Raw genomic sequence first — 16915 nt, forward strand, 5'->3', positions numbered from 1 at the left:
GGCCGCCCGGACGTGGTGCGACCGCGGGGTGCCCTGGTCAGGGGCGGCCCCGCGGTCCGGATGCGGCTCCCCCTCGGGGAGCTCAGCTGCCCCGTGTCAGCTGCCTCCGCCGCATCCGCCGCCTCCTCCTCCGCAGGACGACCCGCCCCCGCAGGACGACGACGATCCGCCCCCACAGGACGACGACCCGCCTCCGCAGGAGTGACCCGAGTGGCCGTGGTGGCCGTGGTGGCTCGATCCGCCGTCCCCCGACCCGAAGACCCACCAGCTCGCGGCGGCGGTGTCACCCGCGCTGCTCGAGCTGCTGCTGGAGCTGGAGCTGCTCCTGGAGCTGCCGCCGGACCGGCCCGCGCCGTAGGACCGCACCGGACGGCCGTGGGCGTACCGCCGGCTCCGCTTGCGGGCGTTGGCCACGAGAGCCGTCACGAACAGCACTGCGATCACCGCCAGGATGATGCCGAGAACCATGGCGTCACCCTCCTTCCGAATCCCCCGAAGCGGCCCCCCGTGGGCGCCTCGCGTGGTGCCCGGGGCACCACGTGAACGGGGGATGCCCGCCGCTCCCACCGGCCAAAGCACACTTGAGGAACTCCAGAGCTTCGGCGCAGGATGACCGGCATGACCTCCAGCGCACGCCCCTTCCTCAACCGCCGTCTCGCCGAGTTCGGGACGACGATCTTCGCCGAGATGTCCGCCCTGGCGGTGCGGACCGGGTCCATCAATCTGGGGCAGGGCTTCCCGGACACGGACGGTCCCGAGGAGGTCCGTGAGGCGGCCGTGCGCGCGCTGCGGGACGGCCGGGGCAACCAGTACCCGCCGGGCCCCGGCGTGCCCGAGCTGCGTACGGCGATCGCCGCGCACCAGGCCCGCCGCTACGGCCTGACCCACGACCCCGACACCGAGGTCCTGGTCACAGCGGGCGCCACGGAGGCCATCGCGGCCACCCTGCTGGCCCTGCTGGAGCCCGGCGACGAGGTCGTGGCCCTGGAGCCGTACTACGACTCCTACGCGGCCTGCATCGCGATGGCGGGCGCCACCCGGGTGCCGGTCACCCTCCGCCCGGACCCCGAGCGGGCCCGCTTCCGGCTCGACCTGGACGAGTTGCGCGACGCGGTGACGGACCGCACCCGGCTGCTCCTCGTCAACACCCCGCACAACCCGACCGGTACGGTCCTCACCCGTGCGGAGCTGACCGCGATCGCCGAGCTGGCGGTGGAGCGGGATCTGCTGGTCGTGACGGACGAGGTGTACGAGCACCTGGTCTTCGACGAGGCCGAGCACGTGCCGCTGGCGACCCTGCCGGGGATGCGGGAGCGGACGGTGACGATCGGTTCGGCCGGCAAGACGTTCTCGTTCACCGGCTGGAAGGTCGGCTGGGTCACGGCGGTGCCCGGCCTGGTCACGGCGGTGCGTTCGGCGAAGCAGTTCCTGACGTACGTGTCGTCGGGCCCGTTCCAGTACGCGGTCGCGGAGGCGCTCGCCCTCCCCGAGGGCTACTTCGACGCCTTCCGCGCGGACATGCTGGCCAAGCGGGACCTGCTCGCGGGCGGCCTGGAGCAGGCGGGCTTCAAGGTCTTCCGCCCGGCCGGCACGTACTTCATCACCACCGACATCCGGCCCCTCGGTGAGAGCGACGGTTTCGCCTTCTGCCGGGCGCTGCCGGAGCGCTGCGGGGTGGTCGCGATCCCCAACGCGGTCTTCTACGACCACCGCGAGGAGGGGGCACCGTTCGTACGGTTCGCCTTCTGCAAGCAGACACAGGTTCTGGACGAGGCCGTCAAGCGGCTGCGGGCCATGTGGCACGCATGATCGGCCGGACAAGTCCTGGCCGCTGACGCACCCGGCAACCGGCGCTGGTGAATCTCGGCCTGTTCCGCGATGTCCGGCACAGGCCATGAGGGTCCTCACCCAGCGGGGGCGCGGGCTGCGTGCCGTGCCGCACGGCCTTCGGTACTTGACCTTGCAGTCGCCATAACGCTGAAGATGAAGTCATGTTGTCGATCGGCGATTTCAGCGAAATGTGCAATCTGCCGCCGCAGACGCTGCGGTACTACCACTCCGAGGGTCTGCTCGTTCCGGCGGACGTCGATGAGCGGACCGGCTATCGCTCGTACACGTTCACGCAGGTCGAGCAGGCCATGCTGATCACTGTCCTGCGCGGCACGGGGATGAGCGTGAAGCTGGTGGGTCGTGCCCTCGACGAGCCGGAGGCGGCCCTCGACCTGCTGCGGCAGCATACGCAGAAAGTGCAGCGGCAGCGGCAGGCCCAGGACGAGGCGATCGACGACGCGCGGGAGTTCCTCACCTCGCCTCCCGAGGTGAGCCTGCGCCGGGTGGACCGGATGACCGTGGTGTCCAAGCCGGTACCGAGCCCGTCGGCCGGGGGCGAACGGTTTGACTGGGACGCGGCCGACGCCGCTGTGGCTGAAGCTGTTGAGGACGTGGTCAAGGCGGTGGAGTCGTCTGGAGCCGTGGTGTCGGGGAGGCCGTGGCGGACCTTGGCCGCCGAGACCCCGGAGCAGAAGAGCCGGACCCTCGCCGGTGAGGGACCGCACTGGCTGGTGAAGCTTCCCGTCACGGCGGACGAGGGAGCGCCGACGTCTTTGCCGCGCGATGTCGAGGTGCAGACCTTCGAGGCCCGGGACGAACTCTCGATCTTCATCCCGGGCAAGAGCTCCATGGCCAAGTACGCCACCGCGCTCTCACGTCTGTTCACCCACCCTCTCGACGCCGCCTACGTCGACGCCTCCCGCATGCGCCAGGTGCTGCACGACGACGGCGTCGAAACCGCCGCGGCGATCCGCAGAATCGACGAGCCGAGCGCGCCCGAATGATCCGGGAGTGCTCGCGTCACGCCAACCCTCCATGCGCGGCGGGCTGCCAGGCGCGGCGCAGGAAGTGCGACCGGCCCGGTACGAAACGGACGGTTTCGTCGCCGCGCCGTGGCTACCCCGCGAGAACACCCTGCTTCTCCAGCGCCTTGCGCAGTGCCCGCACGGCGTAGAAGGCGCGGCTCTTCACGGTGCCGGGCGGGACGCCGAGGTGCTCGGCCGCCTGGGCCACGCTGCATTCCAGGTAGTACATGAGACGGATGACGGTTCGCTGCTGCTCGTTCAGTTCCCGCAGGGCCTCCAGCACCGCATGGGTGGTGATCGTGGTTTCGGTGCTGTCCCAGGATGCGTCCAGGTCCTCGACCGGCATGAGGTCCAGCGGCCGGTTCCGCCGGGCCCGATGGTGGTCGATGACGAGGTTCCTCACCACGGTGAGCAGCCATGGCCGAATGTGGTCGCCGCGGGTGCCCAGGAACCGGCCGTGCTTCCAGGCGCGGGCCGCGGTCTCCTGGAGGATGTCCTCCGCCTTGTGCCAGTCGCCGTCGAGCAGCCGCGTGGCGTACCGGACGAGCAGAGGCCCGTACCGGTCGTAGACCTCTCGCACGAAGGCATCGCAGTCGGCGTCCGGTGTGACGTGCCGGGTGTGCGCCCGAGGCGGAGCGAGGGTGGTGGTCCCCGCTTCCATGATCCCGTTCATGGGTGGTGCCCGTTCCTGTTCAAGTGTTCCGTGGCCTGCTCTCCCGCATGCGCGGTCGAGTGGCTCAACACTCGTGGGGGACCCTTAGCCGAACCTTGTCGTCTTCTTTTCGTGCCCCTCGGTGTCCGCCGCCCGCCCGGGCCGGGGACGCCGTCGGCGCGACGCGGGGTGAACCGCCGCCCTGTTCCGGGCGTTCACAGCACAGGGACACACCTTCGGAGTTCTCGGCGCACGGGCCAACGACCGACGCTCCGCCGCGCCTTCCGGGGAGGTGTTCCCGCCTCCGCCTTGGCCCGGCGCCGTCGCCGGCGCCGAAACGAAAAGGAACATCTGTGATCGGTTCACGGCTTCGCCGAGTCCTGCTGTCCGGTGCAGTGCCGGCCGGCGTCCTGGTGTCGTTCGACGCCCCGGCGGCACGGGTCCACGACGGATGCGCGGACGAGTGACCATGCGCTGAACCGACCCGGCCGGGGTCCTAGTGCGCAGGTCCACCGCTGCGCGGAACCGGGAGGCGATGGCTTCCGGCCACCCTCTCCGGCACGGTGGGCGTGGGGTCCGCATCCATGTCCAGGGCGGTGAGCCGGTCGCGGACCTGCTGGGCGCTGTGCCGCATGGCTCGCTCGTCGGCGTTCTCCAGGGCCTTGACCCAGTCCGCTCGTGCGCCTTCCCGGTCGCCCTGGGCCAGCCGGGTGTCCCCGAGTCGCATCAGTGTGCCGATGGCGTTCCTGTGGTCGCCCAGTTCCTCGAACGCCCGCGTCGCCCGCTGGTAGGTGGCCACCGATTCCTCGTAACGGCCGAGCGCGCGGAGGGTGTGGCCCACGATGTCCCACCCCTGGGCCAGCTGCCACGGCGCGTCCAGGCGCTGGAACAGGGCGATGCCCTCCTCGCTGTACTGAAGGCTCTTCTCCAGCTGCCCCAGGTTGGAGTGGAACCAGGCGAGTTCGAGAAGGCACTCGGCCAGCCACAGCTCCTCACCGGTCTCCCGGGACAGCTCCAGTCCCCGCTCGGAGAACGTCACGGCCTCCTGGATCCGGCCGAACAGGAACAGCGCGCACGCCATGACGTAGTGGGCTCGCGCCTGGTCGCCGGTCGCGCCGAGCTGCTCGAAGATCGTCGTCGCGCGTCGCAGGTGGTGCAGGGCTTCTTCCTGGTGGCCGAGATAGCCGTGCATGTGGCCGAGGTGGCGAAGGCAACGGCCCTCTTCGAGCCGGTTGCCCTGGCGTCGGGCCACCTCGAGGGCGGGGGTCAGCGCGGTGATGGCTTCGGGCCAGAACTCCTGGCGATGGAGATGTTCCTTGAGCGACCAGGCCAGCCCGGTGGTGTGGTGGTCCAGCTCCTGGCTCACGGCGGAGTGGAGCAGGCCGGCCAGTACCCGGTGCTCGGCCGTGAACCACCGGGTTGCCTGCTTGGCGCCGGTGAACTTCTCCGGGGTGACGCCCGGGCCGGGCGCCCCGAGGTCGAGTTCGGCCGTCGTGTCCTGCTTGAGGAACTGGTTGGCCTCGTAGGCGGTGAACATGTAGTGGTCCAGGACCCGCAGGGTGGCGTGGTGGCGTTCCTGGGCGGTGTCGTGGCTCTGGGTGAGTTCGCCGGCGTAGCAGCGGAGGAGGTCGTGCAGGCTGTAGCGGCCGGGCAGTGGTTGTTCCACGAGGCAGGAACTGATCAGGGCGGCGAGTGCGCGTCGGGTCTGGGCGAGGGGGAGGCCGACGAGGCCGGCGGCGGCGGGGGCCGTGATGTGGGGGCCGGGGTGCAGGGCCAGGAAGCGGAAGAGCCGGGCGGCGTGCTCGTCCAGGGACCGGTAGGACCAGGAGAAGACGGTGCGCACGTCGGTGCTGCTGTCGAAGCCGGTGAACGCGTCGAGGTCGCCGTGGGTGTGCTGCAGGTCGTCGACTATGGCGTGCAGGGGGAAGGACGGGTCGAGTTCGGCGCGGGCGGCGACCACGGCCATGGCCAGGGGGAGCCGTCCGCACAGGCGGATGATCTCGGTCGTGGCGGTGGGCTCGGCGGCCAGCCTCTCGCTTCCCAGACGTCGTTCGAGGGCTTGGTGGGCCTCGGTCTGTGAGGGCAGCGGAAGCGTGAGGGGTTTGGCGCCGTCGGTGGTGATCAGGCCGGGAAGCTGGTTGCGGCTCGTGATCAGGGTGAAGCAGCCCGCCCCCGCCGGGAGCAGGGGGCGTACTTGCCGCTCGTCACGGGCGTTGTCCAGGACCAGGAGGATCCGCCGGTCGGCGAGCAGGCTGCGGAAGAGCGTGCTGCGGGCCGGGGTGTCTTCCGGGATGCGCTGCGCGGGAACGCCGAGGGCGGTGAGAAAGCCGTGCAGAACGGTGCCGGGGTCCACGGCGGGTGCGTGGGGGTGGAAGCCGCAGAGGTTGACGAAAAGCTGTCCGTCGGGGAAGGACGAGGCGATGCGATGGGCGTGGTGGACGGCGAAGGTGGTCTTGCCGACACCGGGGGTACCGCTGATGACGACGACGGAGGCAGCCGTCGGTCCGGGCCGGCCCGGGGCACCGCTCACGGCCGACAGCCACGCACCCTCGGCGGCCCGTCCCGCGAACACCGGGAGGCTGCGCGGCAGTTGAGCCGGACGTGCCAGGGGCGACGGCGTGGTTTCCTCCTCCGCGGCCGGGGCGCGACGTGCGTCGGACCGGTCGGCCGCGTCGGCCGCGTCGCCAGCCGGGCCGGCGGGCGCAGCCGGCTCGCCCTCGTCCGGCCCCCCGGACCTGGTGGGCCCGATCGGATCGCGGCCCTGCTCGGTGCCCCCGCCGGGGACGGATGCCGCGCCGAATCCGTTCGGCTCACCGGCTGAGTGAAGGGGTGGCAGGTCGTGGTGGAGGATGCCCTGGTGCAGGGCGCGCAGGGGCGGGCCGGGTTCGAGGCCGAGTTCGTCGGCGAGGTGCCGGCGCAGCTCGGTGTAGCTCTGAAGCGCTTCGGTGTGCCGCCCGGCGAGGTACAGGGCGCGCAGCAGCAGGGCCCAGCCGGTTTCCCGCAGGGGATGTGCCGCGGTCAACTCCCGTGCCGCGCCCAGGGCTTCGGTGATCCGTCCTTGCACGAGCAGTGCGGTGGTGCGGATCTCGCCTGCGGTCTGCCGCAGTTCTTCCAGTCGTGCTGTCTCCTGGGCGGCGAACAGGTGGTGCGCCGCGTCGGCGAACGCGGTGCCACGCCACATCTCCAGGGCGTTCCGGGTTTCCTCCACGACGCGTTCGGGCCGGCCCTGGTCCATGAACAGGCGCGCCCGGGCAAGGGACCGCTCGAAGCGTACGGTGTCACGGCTCTCGGGCGGTACACGCAGGGCGTAGCCCAGAGGCTCGGTGACCAGCAGTTCGAAGGTGCCGTGCCGACGCAGGTGCTGGGGTTCCAGGACCGCGCGCAGCTTGCTGACGTGGGCGTGCAGGGAGTTCATCGCTCCGCCCGGGGTCCGTCCCGGCTGCTGCGGCCACAGTTCCTCGCACAGCGTCTGGGGCGCGACCGCCCGGCCGTCGGCGAGCAGCAGGCGGATCAGCAGCAGCCGCTGCCTGCGCCGACCGGGATCGAGTACCGCGCCCGCCCGCCGTACCACCAGCGGACCCAGCAGCCCGAAGTCGAGCCCCTGCCCCACAGCTGTCATCGCATCCACCCGGAATCCCGCTCGACGGCGCCACCATCGGGGGCACACCCATGACCATGGCCCGCGGACATGTGCGCGACCGCTCCGCGGTGACGGAAACCGGGCGCCGGCCCACCCGGACATCCGCGTGACCTTCGTCGCGGTGAGCTGTCCGCCGAGATGGGGGTGGCCGGTGCGGGTGTCCGGAGCGGCGAGGACCCCGTCGTCCGCTGCCCGCATACCGGACAGGACATTAGCAGGAGCCCCTTCGCGCGACGACGAGCAGGCGGCGCCGTGTGGCACCGTGCGGCTCCATGCCACGCACCGAGGGGCTGCCGCCTCCGCCGGCAGCGGCCGCTCGCCCGTCGCCACGACTTCCGCCTGTCATGGAGCGAAGCGGCGGCCGACGGCCCCCGCGCTGCTGAGCTGCGAACACCCGCGCCGGACGGCGTCCTGTCCATCCGCGACGCGGTGTGAACCGGCGTGAGGTCCCTGTCGTGTCGTGACCGAACGGTCGTCGTCACGAGTGGGGAAAAGTCATGGTCACCGTCGAAGGAACGAGCACCGCACGGTTCGAACCGGTCCGAGCGGCGCTGGCAGCGCACCTGGAGTCCGGCGAGGAACTGGGGGCGTCGATCGCCGTCGACGTCGACGGAGTCATGGAAGTCGATCTGTGGGGTGGGCATACCGACACGGCGCGGACCGTTCCGTGGCGCCGGGACACGTTGGTCAGCCTGTGGTCGACCACCAAGACCCTCAGCAGTCTGGCGGCCCTCGTCCTCGTCGACCGGGGCGCACTCGATCTTCACCGCCCGGTCGCGTACTACTGGCCCGAATTCGCCGCCCAGGGCAAGCAGGACATCGAGGTGCGGCATGTCCTGGCCCACACCTCGGGGCTCTCCGGCTGGCAGCAGCCCTTCACCATCGACGACCTGTACGACCGGCCGACCGCGAGCGCCCGACTGGCCGCGCAGGCGCCTTGGTGGGAGCCGGGCAGTGCCTCGGGCTACCACGTGCAGACGCAGGGGCAGCTGATAGGAGAGCTTGTCCGGCGGGTCAGCGGCCGGACCCTGACCGAGTTCGTCGACACCGAGATCGCCAAGCCGTCACAGGCCGACGTCCAGATCGGTGCGCGGCAGGCCGACTGGCCGCGTATCGCCGAACTGGTCGCCCCGTCGCAACTCTCCGGGATACCCGCCGGCCTGGATCCCGAGGGAATCTTCACCAAGACGCTGCTCGGCAGCCCCGCCCGGGACGAGCACGTCGACACCCCGCAGTGGCGCCGTGCCGAACTCGGAGCCGTCAACGGACACGGCAACGCACGGGGTATGGCCCGTGCCCTCTCCGTGATCTCACGACGCGGCCAGGTGAACGGCCGCCGGCTCCTCTCCGCGGACACGGTGGACAAGGTCCTCGCCGTGCAGGCCGACGGAGTCGACCTGTTCCTGGGCGTTCCCGTGCGCTGGGGTATCGGCTTCGCGCTCGCCGACGCGAGGACGATGCCGCACATGCCCACCGGGAGGGTCTGCTTCTGGGTCGGCCGGGGCGGATCGATCGTCATGATGGACCTCGACCGGCGCGTCACGTTCTCGTACACGATGAACCGGCTGGGCGACGGCATCCTCGGCTCGGAGCGCACCCACAGCTACATGCGGCAGGTCTACGAAGTCCTGGACTCCACGGACTGAGCCCGGACCGAGGGCCGCCCGGTCCGCCCCGGCGGCCGGGGTTGGTGGTGCCCCAGGCCCAGGTGGGGCCGTAGCCGGACAGCCGCCCTTGTTGCCGCTGCGACGCGTCGCCCACCCCTCTCCGGTCCGCGTCGGCCACTCGGCGCGGACCGAACACACCGACTCAGTTGTCGGCAAAGGAACTCGGTGCTTCGTCTCTCGAACGCACCACCCCATTTCGCCGGGTCCGGTCAGGACCGACGGCCAAGGAAAAAAGGACGTTCACACATGCGCACCACCCTTCTCAGCCGCAGATCCGCCCTGCTCGCTGTCACAGCGGCCGTGGGGCTGTCCGTGGCCGCCGTCACCCTGCCCGGCGTAGCCGGTGCGGCGCCCCTCCGCCCGGAACGACCGACGATCGTGCTGGAGCACGGGGCGTTCGCCGACGCCGCGAGCTGGGACGGTGTCGTCACGCGGCTGCAGCGTGCGGGCTACCCCGTGGTGTCCGCCGCCAACCCGCTGCGCGGTCCGGCGACCGATGCCGCCTACCTACGCAGCGTCGTCGACCACATCGACGGGCCCGTGGTCCTGGTCGGCCACTCCTACGGCGGTACCGTCATCAGCCAGGCCGCCGCGGGCCTGGAGGGCAAGGTGAAGGCGCTGGTCTACATCGCCGCGTTCCTGCCCGACACCGGCGAGAGCTCGCTCGGGCTGACGAACAAGTTCCCCGGCAGCACCCTCGGCCAGGCGATCGAGTCCCTCAACTACACACTGCCCGACGGCGGTCAGGGCGCAGACGTGTACATCAAGCCGGAGAAGTTCCGCGGCCAGTTCGCCGCGGACGTGCCGGCGGACAAGGCCAGGCTCATGGCGGCAGGACAGCGTCCGATCGCCGCCGCCGCGCTGGAGGAGAAGTCGACGAAGGCCGCCTGGAAGACGATCCCCTCCTGGTCCCTGGTGACCACGGAGGACCTCAACATCCCTGTGGCCGCCCAGCGTTACATGTCGGCCCGGGCCGGGGCCCGCACCACGGTCATCGCCGCGTCGCACGCCGTGCCGGTGTCCCGCCCCGACGACGTCGCCCACATCGTCGAGCGCGCGGCCCGCACGGTCCGCTGAGCGACAGGACCGCCCCCGTCACGGCCTCGGAGAGCTCCGAAGCCATGCCCAGCCGGGCACTTCACCACCCACCGCGTTTCGCATGGAAAGGCAGTAACACCATGGCGTTCATCACCGTCGGCCAGGAGAACTCGACCGGCATCGAGTTGTACTACGAGGACCACGGCACCGGGCAGCCGGTCGTGCTGATCCACGGCTACCCGCTCGACGGCCACTCCTGGGAGAAGCAGTCCGCCGCACTGCTGTCGGCCGGTTATCGCGTGATCACGTACGACCGGCGCGGTTTTGGCCGCTCCAGCCGGCCCACCACCGGCTACGACTACGACACCTTCGCCGCCGACCTGAACACGGTCCTCGAAACCCTCGACCTCGACGACGTCGTCCTGGTCGGCTTCTCCATGGGAACCGGCGAGGTCGGCCGCTACCTGGGCACCTACGGCTCCGCCCGGATAGCCAAGGCCGCCTTCCTCGCTTCCCTCGAACCCTTCCTCCTCAAGACAGACGACAATCCCGGCGGTGTCGACGGCACCGTCTTCACGGACATCGAAGGGGCCGTCACCGCCGACCGCTACGCCTACTTCACCGCGTTCTACGAGGACTTCTACAACCTCGACGAGAACCTCGGCACCCGCATCAGCGAGGAAGCCGTCCGCAACAGCTGGAACGTCGCCGCAGGAGCCTCCGCGTACGCCTCCCTGGCCTGCGTGGCGACCTGGTCCACTGATTTCCGTGCCGACCTGCCCAAGATCGACGTCCCGGCGCTGATCCTGCACGGCACCGCCGACCGCATCCTGCCCATCGAGGCCACCGGCGCCCTCTTCCACCAGGCGCTCCCGCAGGCCGACTACGTCGTCATCGACGGCGCGCCCCACGGCCTGCTGTGGACCCACGCCCGGGAAGTCACCGAGGCCCTCCTGGCCTTCCTGGCCAAGTGACCGACGTCCGACGGCCTTCCCGCCGGGAGCGGGCACGCGCCCCGTTACCCGGGGGAGGCGAGGCTGGAACCGCTGGTCCGTGCGCAGGCCGCTCGTCGGCGAGACCGTGAACCGTGCGCACCCCGCCGCCGTTACACGACGGCGGGGTGCACGGACGCGCATGGAGGCCGGAGGCACAGAGACAGGTGTGGTGGTGCGTTACGCCACGACGGTCGACGGTCGAGACGGGCGCGCGTGCGTTCGCGCGCTCGTTTGCGGTGCCCGGCCTGGTCACGGCGGTGCGCTCGGCGAAGCGGTTGCGCCGGCGGGCTGAACGACGAGTGGGGCGCCCGTCCACAAGCTGTGGACGGGCGCCCCACTGACGAACAGGCCGGTCGTACGACCTACTCGTCGCCCTCTTCGGGCTTGTCCTCCGCTTCGTCGACCTCCTGCTCGAGGCCCATCTGCTCCACCAGCCACTTGTCGAACTCGATGGCCGCGCGCACCCAGCTCACCGTCGAGGAGACGAACAGCTCGATGTTCACCCCGGCGCCGATCAGCAGCTGCGCCTCGCCGATGAGGCGGACGGTGCCGTCGTCGTGGGTGTGCGTGTAGACCTTGGGCCACAGGGTGCGCCGGTTCCAGTCGTCGATCGCCTCCAGCAGCTGGTGCTTGTCGTCGATCTGGTGGGGCCGGTCGTAGAACGTCCGCACCGAGTAGACCGCCTGGTCGCCCTCGCCACGGAACATGAAGTACGTACGGAATTCCTCCCACGGCGCCGCGAGGTCACCCTCGTCGTCGACGACGTACTTCAGCTCCATCTGGTCGAGGAGCTGCTTCACGAGGTCCTGATCCGGGATGACGGGGCCCGCCGGTCCCTGGGGCTGCGGCTCGGGCTGGCCCCCGAAATTCGGAATCGAGGACGGGTCGATGCTCACCGTGATTTTCCCTTCGTACGGATCCCGCCATCCTCCCCCATCCGGGGAGGGGGGTGGCAAGCCCCGCCCTCCAGGGTTCACCTCCGGTTGGCGTAATTCCGCTCAGGGCGAGCGACCGGGCAGGCCGCACGCCCTGTGCGAGGTGGACCTCAGAGGGTCTTGCCGGTCGCCGGGCCCACGATCAGACCCGTGCCGAAGGCGTCCACGCGGACCGTGTCGCCGTCCTTGACCTCGCCCGCCAGGATCTCCTTGGCGAGGCGGTCGCCGATGGCCGTCTGGACCAGGCGCCGCAGCGGGCGGGCGCCGTACGCCGGGTCGTTGCCCTCGTCGGCCAGCCAGGCCAGGGCCGCGTCGGTGACCTCCAGGGTGAGCCGGCGCTCCGACAGCCGCTTGGCGAGCCGGTCGATCTGGAGCCGGGCGATCCGGCCCAGCTCGTCCTTGCTGAGCGCCGAGAAGACGACCAGGTCGTCGAGCCGGTTGAGGAACTCCGGTTTGAAGGACGCCCGGACCACCTCCAGGACCTGCTCCTTCTTCTCCGCCTCGGTGGCGACCGGGTCGACCAGGAACTGGCTGCCCAGGTTCGAGGTCAGCACCAGGATGGTGTTGCGGAAGTCGACCGTGCGGCCCTGTCCGTCGGTGAGCCGGCCGTCGTCCAGGACCTGGAGCAGCACGTCGAAGACCTCGGGGTGCGCCTTCTCCACCTCGTCCAGCAGGACGACGCTGTACGGCCGCCTGCGGACCGCCTCGGTGAGCTGGCCGCCCTCCTCGTAGCCGATGTAGCCGGGGGGCGCGCCGACGAGCCGGGCCACGCTGTGCTTCTCGCCGTACTCCGACATGTCGATGCGGATCATGGCCCGCTCGTCGTCGAAGAGGAAGTCGGCGAGGGCCTTGGCCAGCTCGGTCTTGCCGACGCCGGTCGGGCCGAGGAAGAGGAAGGAACCGGTGGGGCGGTCGGGGTCGGCGATGCCGGCGCGGGAGCGTCGTACGGCGTCGGAGACGGCCTGGACCGCTTCCGCCTGGCCGATGAGGCGGCGGCCGAGCTCCTCCTCCATCCGCAGCAGCTTCTGCGTCTCGCCCTCCAGCAGGCGGCCGGCCGGGATGCCGGTCCAGGAGGCGACGACGTCGGCGATGTCGTCCGAGCCGACCTCCTCCTTGACCATGGTGCCCTTGGCGACCTCCTCCTCGGCCTCGGACGCGGCCTCCAGGTCGCGCTCCAGGGCCGGGATCTCGCCGTACAGCAGCTTGCTGGCGGTGTCGAAGTCGCCGTCGCGCTGGGCGCGCTCGGCCTGGCCGCGCAGGTCGTCGAGCTTCTCCTTCAGCTCGCCGACCCGGTTGAGGGACTGCTTCTCCTTCTCCCAGCGGGCGGTCAGGCCCCGCAGCTCCTCCTCCCTGTCGGCGAGGTCGCGGCGCAGCTTCTCCAGGCGTTCGCGCGAGGCGGCGTCGGTCTCCTTGACGAGGGCCAGCTCCTCCATCTTCAGCCGGTCCACGGACCGCTGGAGCTCGTCGATCTCCACGGGGGACGAGTCGATCTCCATACGGAGGCGGGAAGCCGCCTCGTCCACGAGGTCGATCGCCTTGTCGGGGAGGAAGCGGGAGGTGATGTACCGGTCGGACAGGGTCGCGGCCGCGACCAGGGCGCTGTCGGCGATCTGGACCTTGTGGTGGGCCTCGTAGCGGCCCTTGAGGCCGCGCAGGATGGCGATGGTGTCCTCGACGGTCGGCTCCGCCACCAGCACCTGCTGGAAGCGGCGCTCCAGCGCCGGGTCCTTCTCGATCCGCTCCCGGTACTCGTCGAGGGTCGTGGCGCCGACCATGCGCAGCTCACCGCGGGCCAGCATCGGCTTCAGCATGTTGCCGGCGTCCATGGCGGAGTCGCCGCCGGCGCCCGCGCCGACGACCGTGTGCAGCTCGTCGATGAAGGTGATGATCTGACCGTCGGAGTTCTTGATCTCGGCGAGGACGGTCTTCAGCCGCTCCTCGAACTCGCCCCGGTACTTGGCGCCGGCCACCATAGCGCCGAGGTCGAGCGCCACCAGCCGCTTGTCCTTCAGCGACTCGGGCACGTCCCCCTTCACGATCCGCTGGGCGAGCCCCTCCACGACGGCGGTCTTGCCGACGCCGGGCTCGCCGATGAGGACGGGGTTGTTCTTCGTACGGCGGGAGAGCACCTGCACGACCCGGCGGATCTCCGTGTCCCGGCCGATGACCGGGTCGAGCTTGCCGTCGCGGGCGGCGGCGGTGAAGTCGGTGCCGAACTTCTCCAGGGCCTTGTACTGGCCCTCGGGGTCGGCGGTGGTCACGCGGCGCCCGCCGCGGGCCTTCTGGAAGGCCTCCTGCAGCTTCTTCGCGCTCGCCCCCTGGGCGTCGAGCACCTCACCGGCCGCCCCGCCCTTGGCGGCGATGCCGAGGAGCAGGTGCTCGGTGGAGAGGAACTCGTCGCCGAGGTCGCGGGCGCGCTCCTGCGCGTCCGCGATGACGGTCAGCAGCTCGCGGTTGGGCTGCGGGGGCGCGACGGTGGAGCCGGTCACGCTGGGCAGACCGGCGAGTACCTTCTCGGCGCCCGCGCGCACGGCGGCCTGGTCGGCGTCGACGGCCGCGAGCAGGTCGACGATGTTCTCGTTGTCCTGGCCCTGGAGCAGCGCGAGCAGCAGATGGGCAGGGGTGAGGTCGGGGTGTCCTGCGGACACTGCCCGGTTACTGGCCGCGTTGATCGCGTCCCGGCTCCGGTTGGTCAGCTCGGCGTCCACGTTCGCTGTCTCCTCCTTGCGTCAGCCGTCTCCGGTGTCTGACTCTGTCAGCGTACACAAAGTTGAGTCTATTCCGCTCAAGGTCCGCCTCGAGGTCTGGAGAGACGCGGCGGTGTGCGCGGGAGCGGAGGCCGGGAGCCGCTAGATTCCGGGCCCATGACCAGCAACCCCCAGGAACTCGACCCCGAGTACCTCGCTTTCTGGCGCGAACGCCATCTGTGCACCCTGACGACACCCCGCCCGGACGGCAGCCCGCACGTAGTGCCCGTCGGAGTGACATACGACCCGGAGCACGGGCTCGCTCGGGTCATCGCCGACAAGGCGAGCAGGAAGGTGCGCAACGTCCTGGCGGCGGGCCCGGAGGGCGCCCGGGTGGCGGTCTGCCAGGTGGACGGCCGCCGCTGGGCCACCCTGGAGGGCCGGGCGCACGTCCGTACGGAACCCGAGCGGATCGCGGAGGCGGAGCGGCGCTACGCGCAGCGCTACGGCAGGACTCCGCGGGTGAACCCGGCCCGGGTGGTCGTCGAGATCGAGGTGGCACGGGTGATGGGGCACGGGTGATGGGGCACGGGATGACGGGCACGGCTGACCGGAAAGCCGCGTTTCCCGCGTTCGCCCGCGTTGTTCGATGATTTCCGGCCACCGCACAAGCGCTCCGATACCCGGAAATGTGTCCATAAACTGCAGCGGCGTCACCGTGTTCAGGTCACGGTGACGCCGCTGCGGGGGGAAGCACCTGAGGCGATCTGTTACGACGGGGGAATCGCGTCAGGCACTGCGGGGGGTGGCTGAGATGGTTCGTGGAGCGGGCTGAGTGGTGGACTCCGCCAGCTGGTGGTCGCGCTGATCCAGGTTCACGAAGATCATTCCGTAACGGATGGCACACCGTACGGGCTGCGGCGCGCCCCGAGGCCGCCGCAGACACCGGTAGGCCCGTACGTCGTCCTCCTCGTCCCGCGTGACGACCACCGGTTCTCCGAACACGGTCACCATCAACGAGTCACCGCTGTGGGGGATGGCGGTGACCAAGTCGATGAAGTGCCAGCCGGAGCGGTAGGCGGTGGCCATTTCGCGGCGGAAGGAACGGTCGTCGGGTGGTGTCGTCATCGGGATCAGTCCCACCTGCTGTCAAAGGGGACGACCGACGTGTCCTCGACGACGTCGGCCGCGGAGACCACGACCTGAGCGCCACCCGTCTTGTGCGTGTCGCTCCTCGCGTCGGAGAGGCCGGCCAGGGTTCCGGCGGCCACAGCGACGGAGAAGGCGGCGACAAGCACCGAGCGAAGCAATCTCTTACTCATAGTCGGCTTCGTCCTCACTTGAAGGTCCCCTCTTCCCCCGTCGAGTAAGACGATGGCTCATTCAGGCACGTCATGGCCACACGATCGGTGCATCATGTTCCTGCACGTTCAGGACCCTGGGGGGTGGAGATTTGGTAACAAATGGGACTAAGGCGACACATCCCCATGCGGTGACCGAACTGTGTGAGGAGGGAAACCGCCTCTATGCCACCGCGCTGCGCACCGGTCGCATCCTGCGGGAGGATGTCGAGCCCGCTCCCTGCCTGATGGAGTTCGCCCTTCTCCACCCCGACCCCGACGACGCGAAATGGCTGCGTCCGGTTGCGCCGGCGATCGCCCTGGCCCAGCGCCTGCACCCGATAGAGCGCGAGATCACCGAGAGCCGGCGCCTGTCGATCGCGCTCACCGAGGTGTTCGAGCCCTTCATGGCCCTCAGCGCCCAGGACACCGCCCCCACCCACTCGATCACCGTCCTGGAGGGCCTCGACCGCATCAACGCCGCGCTCGACCTCGCGACCTCCCAGTGCCGGACCGAGATGCTCACCGTCCAGCCCAGCGGCCGCCGCAGCCCCGAGAACCGCCTCCTGGAGGCCCTGGAGCGCGACAAGCCGCTGATCGAGCGGGGGGTACGGATCCGCACCCTGTACCAGCACACGGCCCGGTACAGCCCCGACCGGCTGGCCTACGTGGACCAGTTCACCAACGGCAAGGTGGAGTACCGCACCATCGACGAGCTGGTGGAGCGCCTCATCGTCTGCGACGACACCGTGGCCTTCATCCCCATCCGGGACGACCGTCAGGTCGCCCTGGAACTCCGTCACCCCGGCCTGGTCGGCTACCTGATCAAGGTGTTCGAGTTCATGTGGAACCGCGCGGTGCCGCTGAGCGCCGGCGCTCCCTACGAGACCGCCCCCGACGGCATCACCGACATCCAGCACTCCATCGCCAAACTCCTCGTCGAGGGCCATGTCGACGAGGCCATCGCCCGCCGCCTGGGCATGAACGTACGCACCTGCCGGGCCCACATAGCCAAGCTGGCCACCGCCCTGGGCAGCGGCAGCCGGGCCCAACTCGGCTACCTCATAGCCCAGTCCGGAATCCTGGACCGGGACCAGTGAGGTGAC

14 protein-coding genes are annotated in these 16915 nt (G+C 70.4%); 7 read left to right on the forward strand and 7 right to left on the reverse strand.

Annotated features, from left to right (window positions below; all coding sequences use genetic code 11):
* Positions 1 to 96: 96 nt before the first annotated feature.
* A complete protein-coding gene (locus tag ACIBVL_RS11380) occupies positions 97 to 468 on the reverse strand; it encodes a hypothetical protein (RefSeq protein WP_399095617.1) in 372 nt (123 codons plus the stop codon).
* A 141-nt stretch (positions 469 to 609) separates the two neighbouring features.
* Here ACIBVL_RS11380 and ACIBVL_RS11385 point away from each other — a divergent pair, with 141 nt between their 5' ends.
* Both ACIBVL_RS11385 and ACIBVL_RS11390 read left to right on the forward strand, forming a co-directional pair.
* Positions 610 to 1809 carry a pyridoxal phosphate-dependent aminotransferase gene (locus ACIBVL_RS11385; protein ID WP_399095620.1) on the forward strand — a complete coding sequence of 400 codons (1200 nt, stop codon included), beginning with the start codon at positions 610 to 612 and terminating at the stop codon, positions 1807 to 1809.
* Positions 1810 to 1991: 182 nt separating this feature from the next.
* Complete coding sequence (locus ACIBVL_RS11390) at positions 1992 to 2834, forward strand: MerR family transcriptional regulator (protein WP_399095623.1); 843 nt, start codon at positions 1992 to 1994, stop codon at positions 2832 to 2834.
* 112 nt (positions 2835 to 2946) lie between these two features.
* Here the strand turns inward: ACIBVL_RS11390 and ACIBVL_RS11395 are convergent, their stop codons facing one another.
* Together ACIBVL_RS11395 and ACIBVL_RS11400 are read right to left on the reverse strand one after the other, a co-directional pair.
* Positions 2947 to 3528, reverse strand: coding sequence for a sigma-70 family RNA polymerase sigma factor (locus ACIBVL_RS11395; protein ID WP_399095626.1), 582 nt, complete (start codon positions 3526 to 3528; stop codon positions 2947 to 2949).
* 475 nt (positions 3529 to 4003) lie between these two features.
* Positions 4004 to 7126 (reverse strand): AfsR/SARP family transcriptional regulator, encoded by a 3123-nt coding sequence (locus tag ACIBVL_RS11400; RefSeq protein WP_399095630.1) that lies wholly within the window; start codon positions 7124 to 7126, stop codon positions 4004 to 4006.
* A gap of 518 nt (positions 7127 to 7644) precedes the next feature.
* On the opposite strand from ACIBVL_RS11400, the gene ACIBVL_RS11405 reads away from it, so the two are divergent.
* The 3 genes from ACIBVL_RS11405 (at position 7645) to ACIBVL_RS11415 (ending at position 10826) form a co-directional block, all read left to right on the forward strand.
* Positions 7645 to 8793, forward strand: coding sequence for a serine hydrolase domain-containing protein (locus ACIBVL_RS11405; RefSeq protein WP_399095633.1), 1149 nt, complete (start codon positions 7645 to 7647; stop codon positions 8791 to 8793).
* Between the two features lie 267 nt (positions 8794 to 9060).
* Positions 9061 to 9891 (forward strand): alpha/beta fold hydrolase, encoded by an 831-nt coding sequence (locus tag ACIBVL_RS11410; protein ID WP_399095636.1) that lies wholly within the window; start codon positions 9061 to 9063, stop codon positions 9889 to 9891.
* Positions 9892 to 9992: 101 nt separating this feature from the next.
* On the forward strand, positions 9993 to 10826 hold the full coding sequence (locus ACIBVL_RS11415; RefSeq protein WP_399095639.1) for an alpha/beta fold hydrolase: 834 nt from the start codon (positions 9993 to 9995) through the stop codon (positions 10824 to 10826).
* A 383-nt stretch (positions 10827 to 11209) separates the two neighbouring features.
* Here the strand turns inward: ACIBVL_RS11415 and ACIBVL_RS11420 are convergent, their stop codons facing one another.
* A complete protein-coding gene (locus tag ACIBVL_RS11420) occupies positions 11210 to 11743 on the reverse strand; it encodes a YbjN domain-containing protein (protein WP_399095642.1) in 534 nt (177 codons plus the stop codon).
* 149 nt (positions 11744 to 11892) lie between these two features.
* A complete protein-coding gene (clpB, locus tag ACIBVL_RS11425) occupies positions 11893 to 14490 on the reverse strand; it encodes an ATP-dependent chaperone ClpB (protein WP_399095645.1) in 2598 nt (865 codons plus the stop codon).
* 156 nt (positions 14491 to 14646) lie between these two features.
* Here clpB and ACIBVL_RS11430 point away from each other — a divergent pair, with 156 nt between their 5' ends.
* Positions 14647 to 15051: a pyridoxamine 5'-phosphate oxidase family protein gene (locus ACIBVL_RS11430; RefSeq protein ID WP_399095648.1), complete on the forward strand. Its 405-nt coding sequence runs from the start codon at positions 14647 to 14649 to the stop codon at positions 15049 to 15051.
* 207 nt (positions 15052 to 15258) lie between these two features.
* On the opposite strand, the gene ACIBVL_RS11435 is transcribed toward ACIBVL_RS11430, so the two are convergent.
* Together ACIBVL_RS11435 and ACIBVL_RS11440 are read right to left on the reverse strand one after the other, a co-directional pair.
* Positions 15259 to 15597 (reverse strand): hypothetical protein, encoded by a 339-nt coding sequence (locus ACIBVL_RS11435; RefSeq protein WP_399095651.1) that lies wholly within the window; start codon positions 15595 to 15597, stop codon positions 15259 to 15261.
* Between the two features lie 5 nt (positions 15598 to 15602).
* Positions 15603 to 15791 (reverse strand): hypothetical protein, encoded by a 189-nt coding sequence (locus tag ACIBVL_RS11440; protein WP_399095654.1) that lies wholly within the window; start codon positions 15789 to 15791, stop codon positions 15603 to 15605.
* Between the two features lie 131 nt (positions 15792 to 15922).
* On the opposite strand from ACIBVL_RS11440, the gene ACIBVL_RS11445 reads away from it, so the two are divergent.
* A complete protein-coding gene (locus ACIBVL_RS11445; RefSeq protein WP_399095657.1) occupies positions 15923 to 16909 on the forward strand; it encodes a helix-turn-helix transcriptional regulator in 987 nt (328 codons plus the stop codon).
* The last annotated feature ends 6 nt before the right edge of the window (positions 16910 to 16915 follow it).

The organism is Streptomyces sp. NPDC049687 (genome assembly GCF_044465285.1).
Taxonomy (GTDB): Bacteria; Actinomycetota; Actinomycetes; order Streptomycetales; family Streptomycetaceae; genus Streptomyces.

What these genes read in the sequence shown, in the direction of transcription:
- ACIBVL_RS11380 (WP_399095617.1), bottom strand. Translation starts at nt 468, where the DNA reads ATGGTTCTCGGCATCATCCTGGCGGTGATCGCAGTGCTGTTCGTGACG.
- ACIBVL_RS11385 (WP_399095620.1), top strand. Translation starts at nt 610, where the DNA reads ATGACCGGCATGACCTCCAGCGCACGCCCCTTCCTCAACCGCCGTCTC.
- ACIBVL_RS11390 (WP_399095623.1), top strand. Translation starts at nt 1,992, where the DNA reads ATGTTGTCGATCGGCGATTTCAGCGAAATGTGCAATCTGCCGCCGCAG.
- ACIBVL_RS11395 (WP_399095626.1), bottom strand. Translation starts at nt 3,528, where the DNA reads ATGAACGGGATCATGGAAGCGGGGACCACCACCCTCGCTCCGCCTCGG.
- ACIBVL_RS11400 (WP_399095630.1), bottom strand. Translation starts at nt 7,126, where the DNA reads ATGACAGCTGTGGGGCAGGGGCTCGACTTCGGGCTGCTGGGTCCGCTG.
- ACIBVL_RS11405 (WP_399095633.1), top strand. Translation starts at nt 7,645, where the DNA reads ATGGTCACCGTCGAAGGAACGAGCACCGCACGGTTCGAACCGGTCCGA.
- ACIBVL_RS11410 (WP_399095636.1), top strand. Translation starts at nt 9,061, where the DNA reads ATGCGCACCACCCTTCTCAGCCGCAGATCCGCCCTGCTCGCTGTCACA.
- ACIBVL_RS11415 (WP_399095639.1), top strand. Translation starts at nt 9,993, where the DNA reads ATGGCGTTCATCACCGTCGGCCAGGAGAACTCGACCGGCATCGAGTTG.
- ACIBVL_RS11430 (WP_399095648.1), top strand. Translation starts at nt 14,647, where the DNA reads ATGACCAGCAACCCCCAGGAACTCGACCCCGAGTACCTCGCTTTCTGG.
- ACIBVL_RS11435 (WP_399095651.1), bottom strand. Translation starts at nt 15,597, where the DNA reads ATGACGACACCACCCGACGACCGTTCCTTCCGCCGCGAAATGGCCACC.
- ACIBVL_RS11440 (WP_399095654.1), bottom strand. Translation starts at nt 15,791, where the DNA reads ATGAGTAAGAGATTGCTTCGCTCGGTGCTTGTCGCCGCCTTCTCCGTC.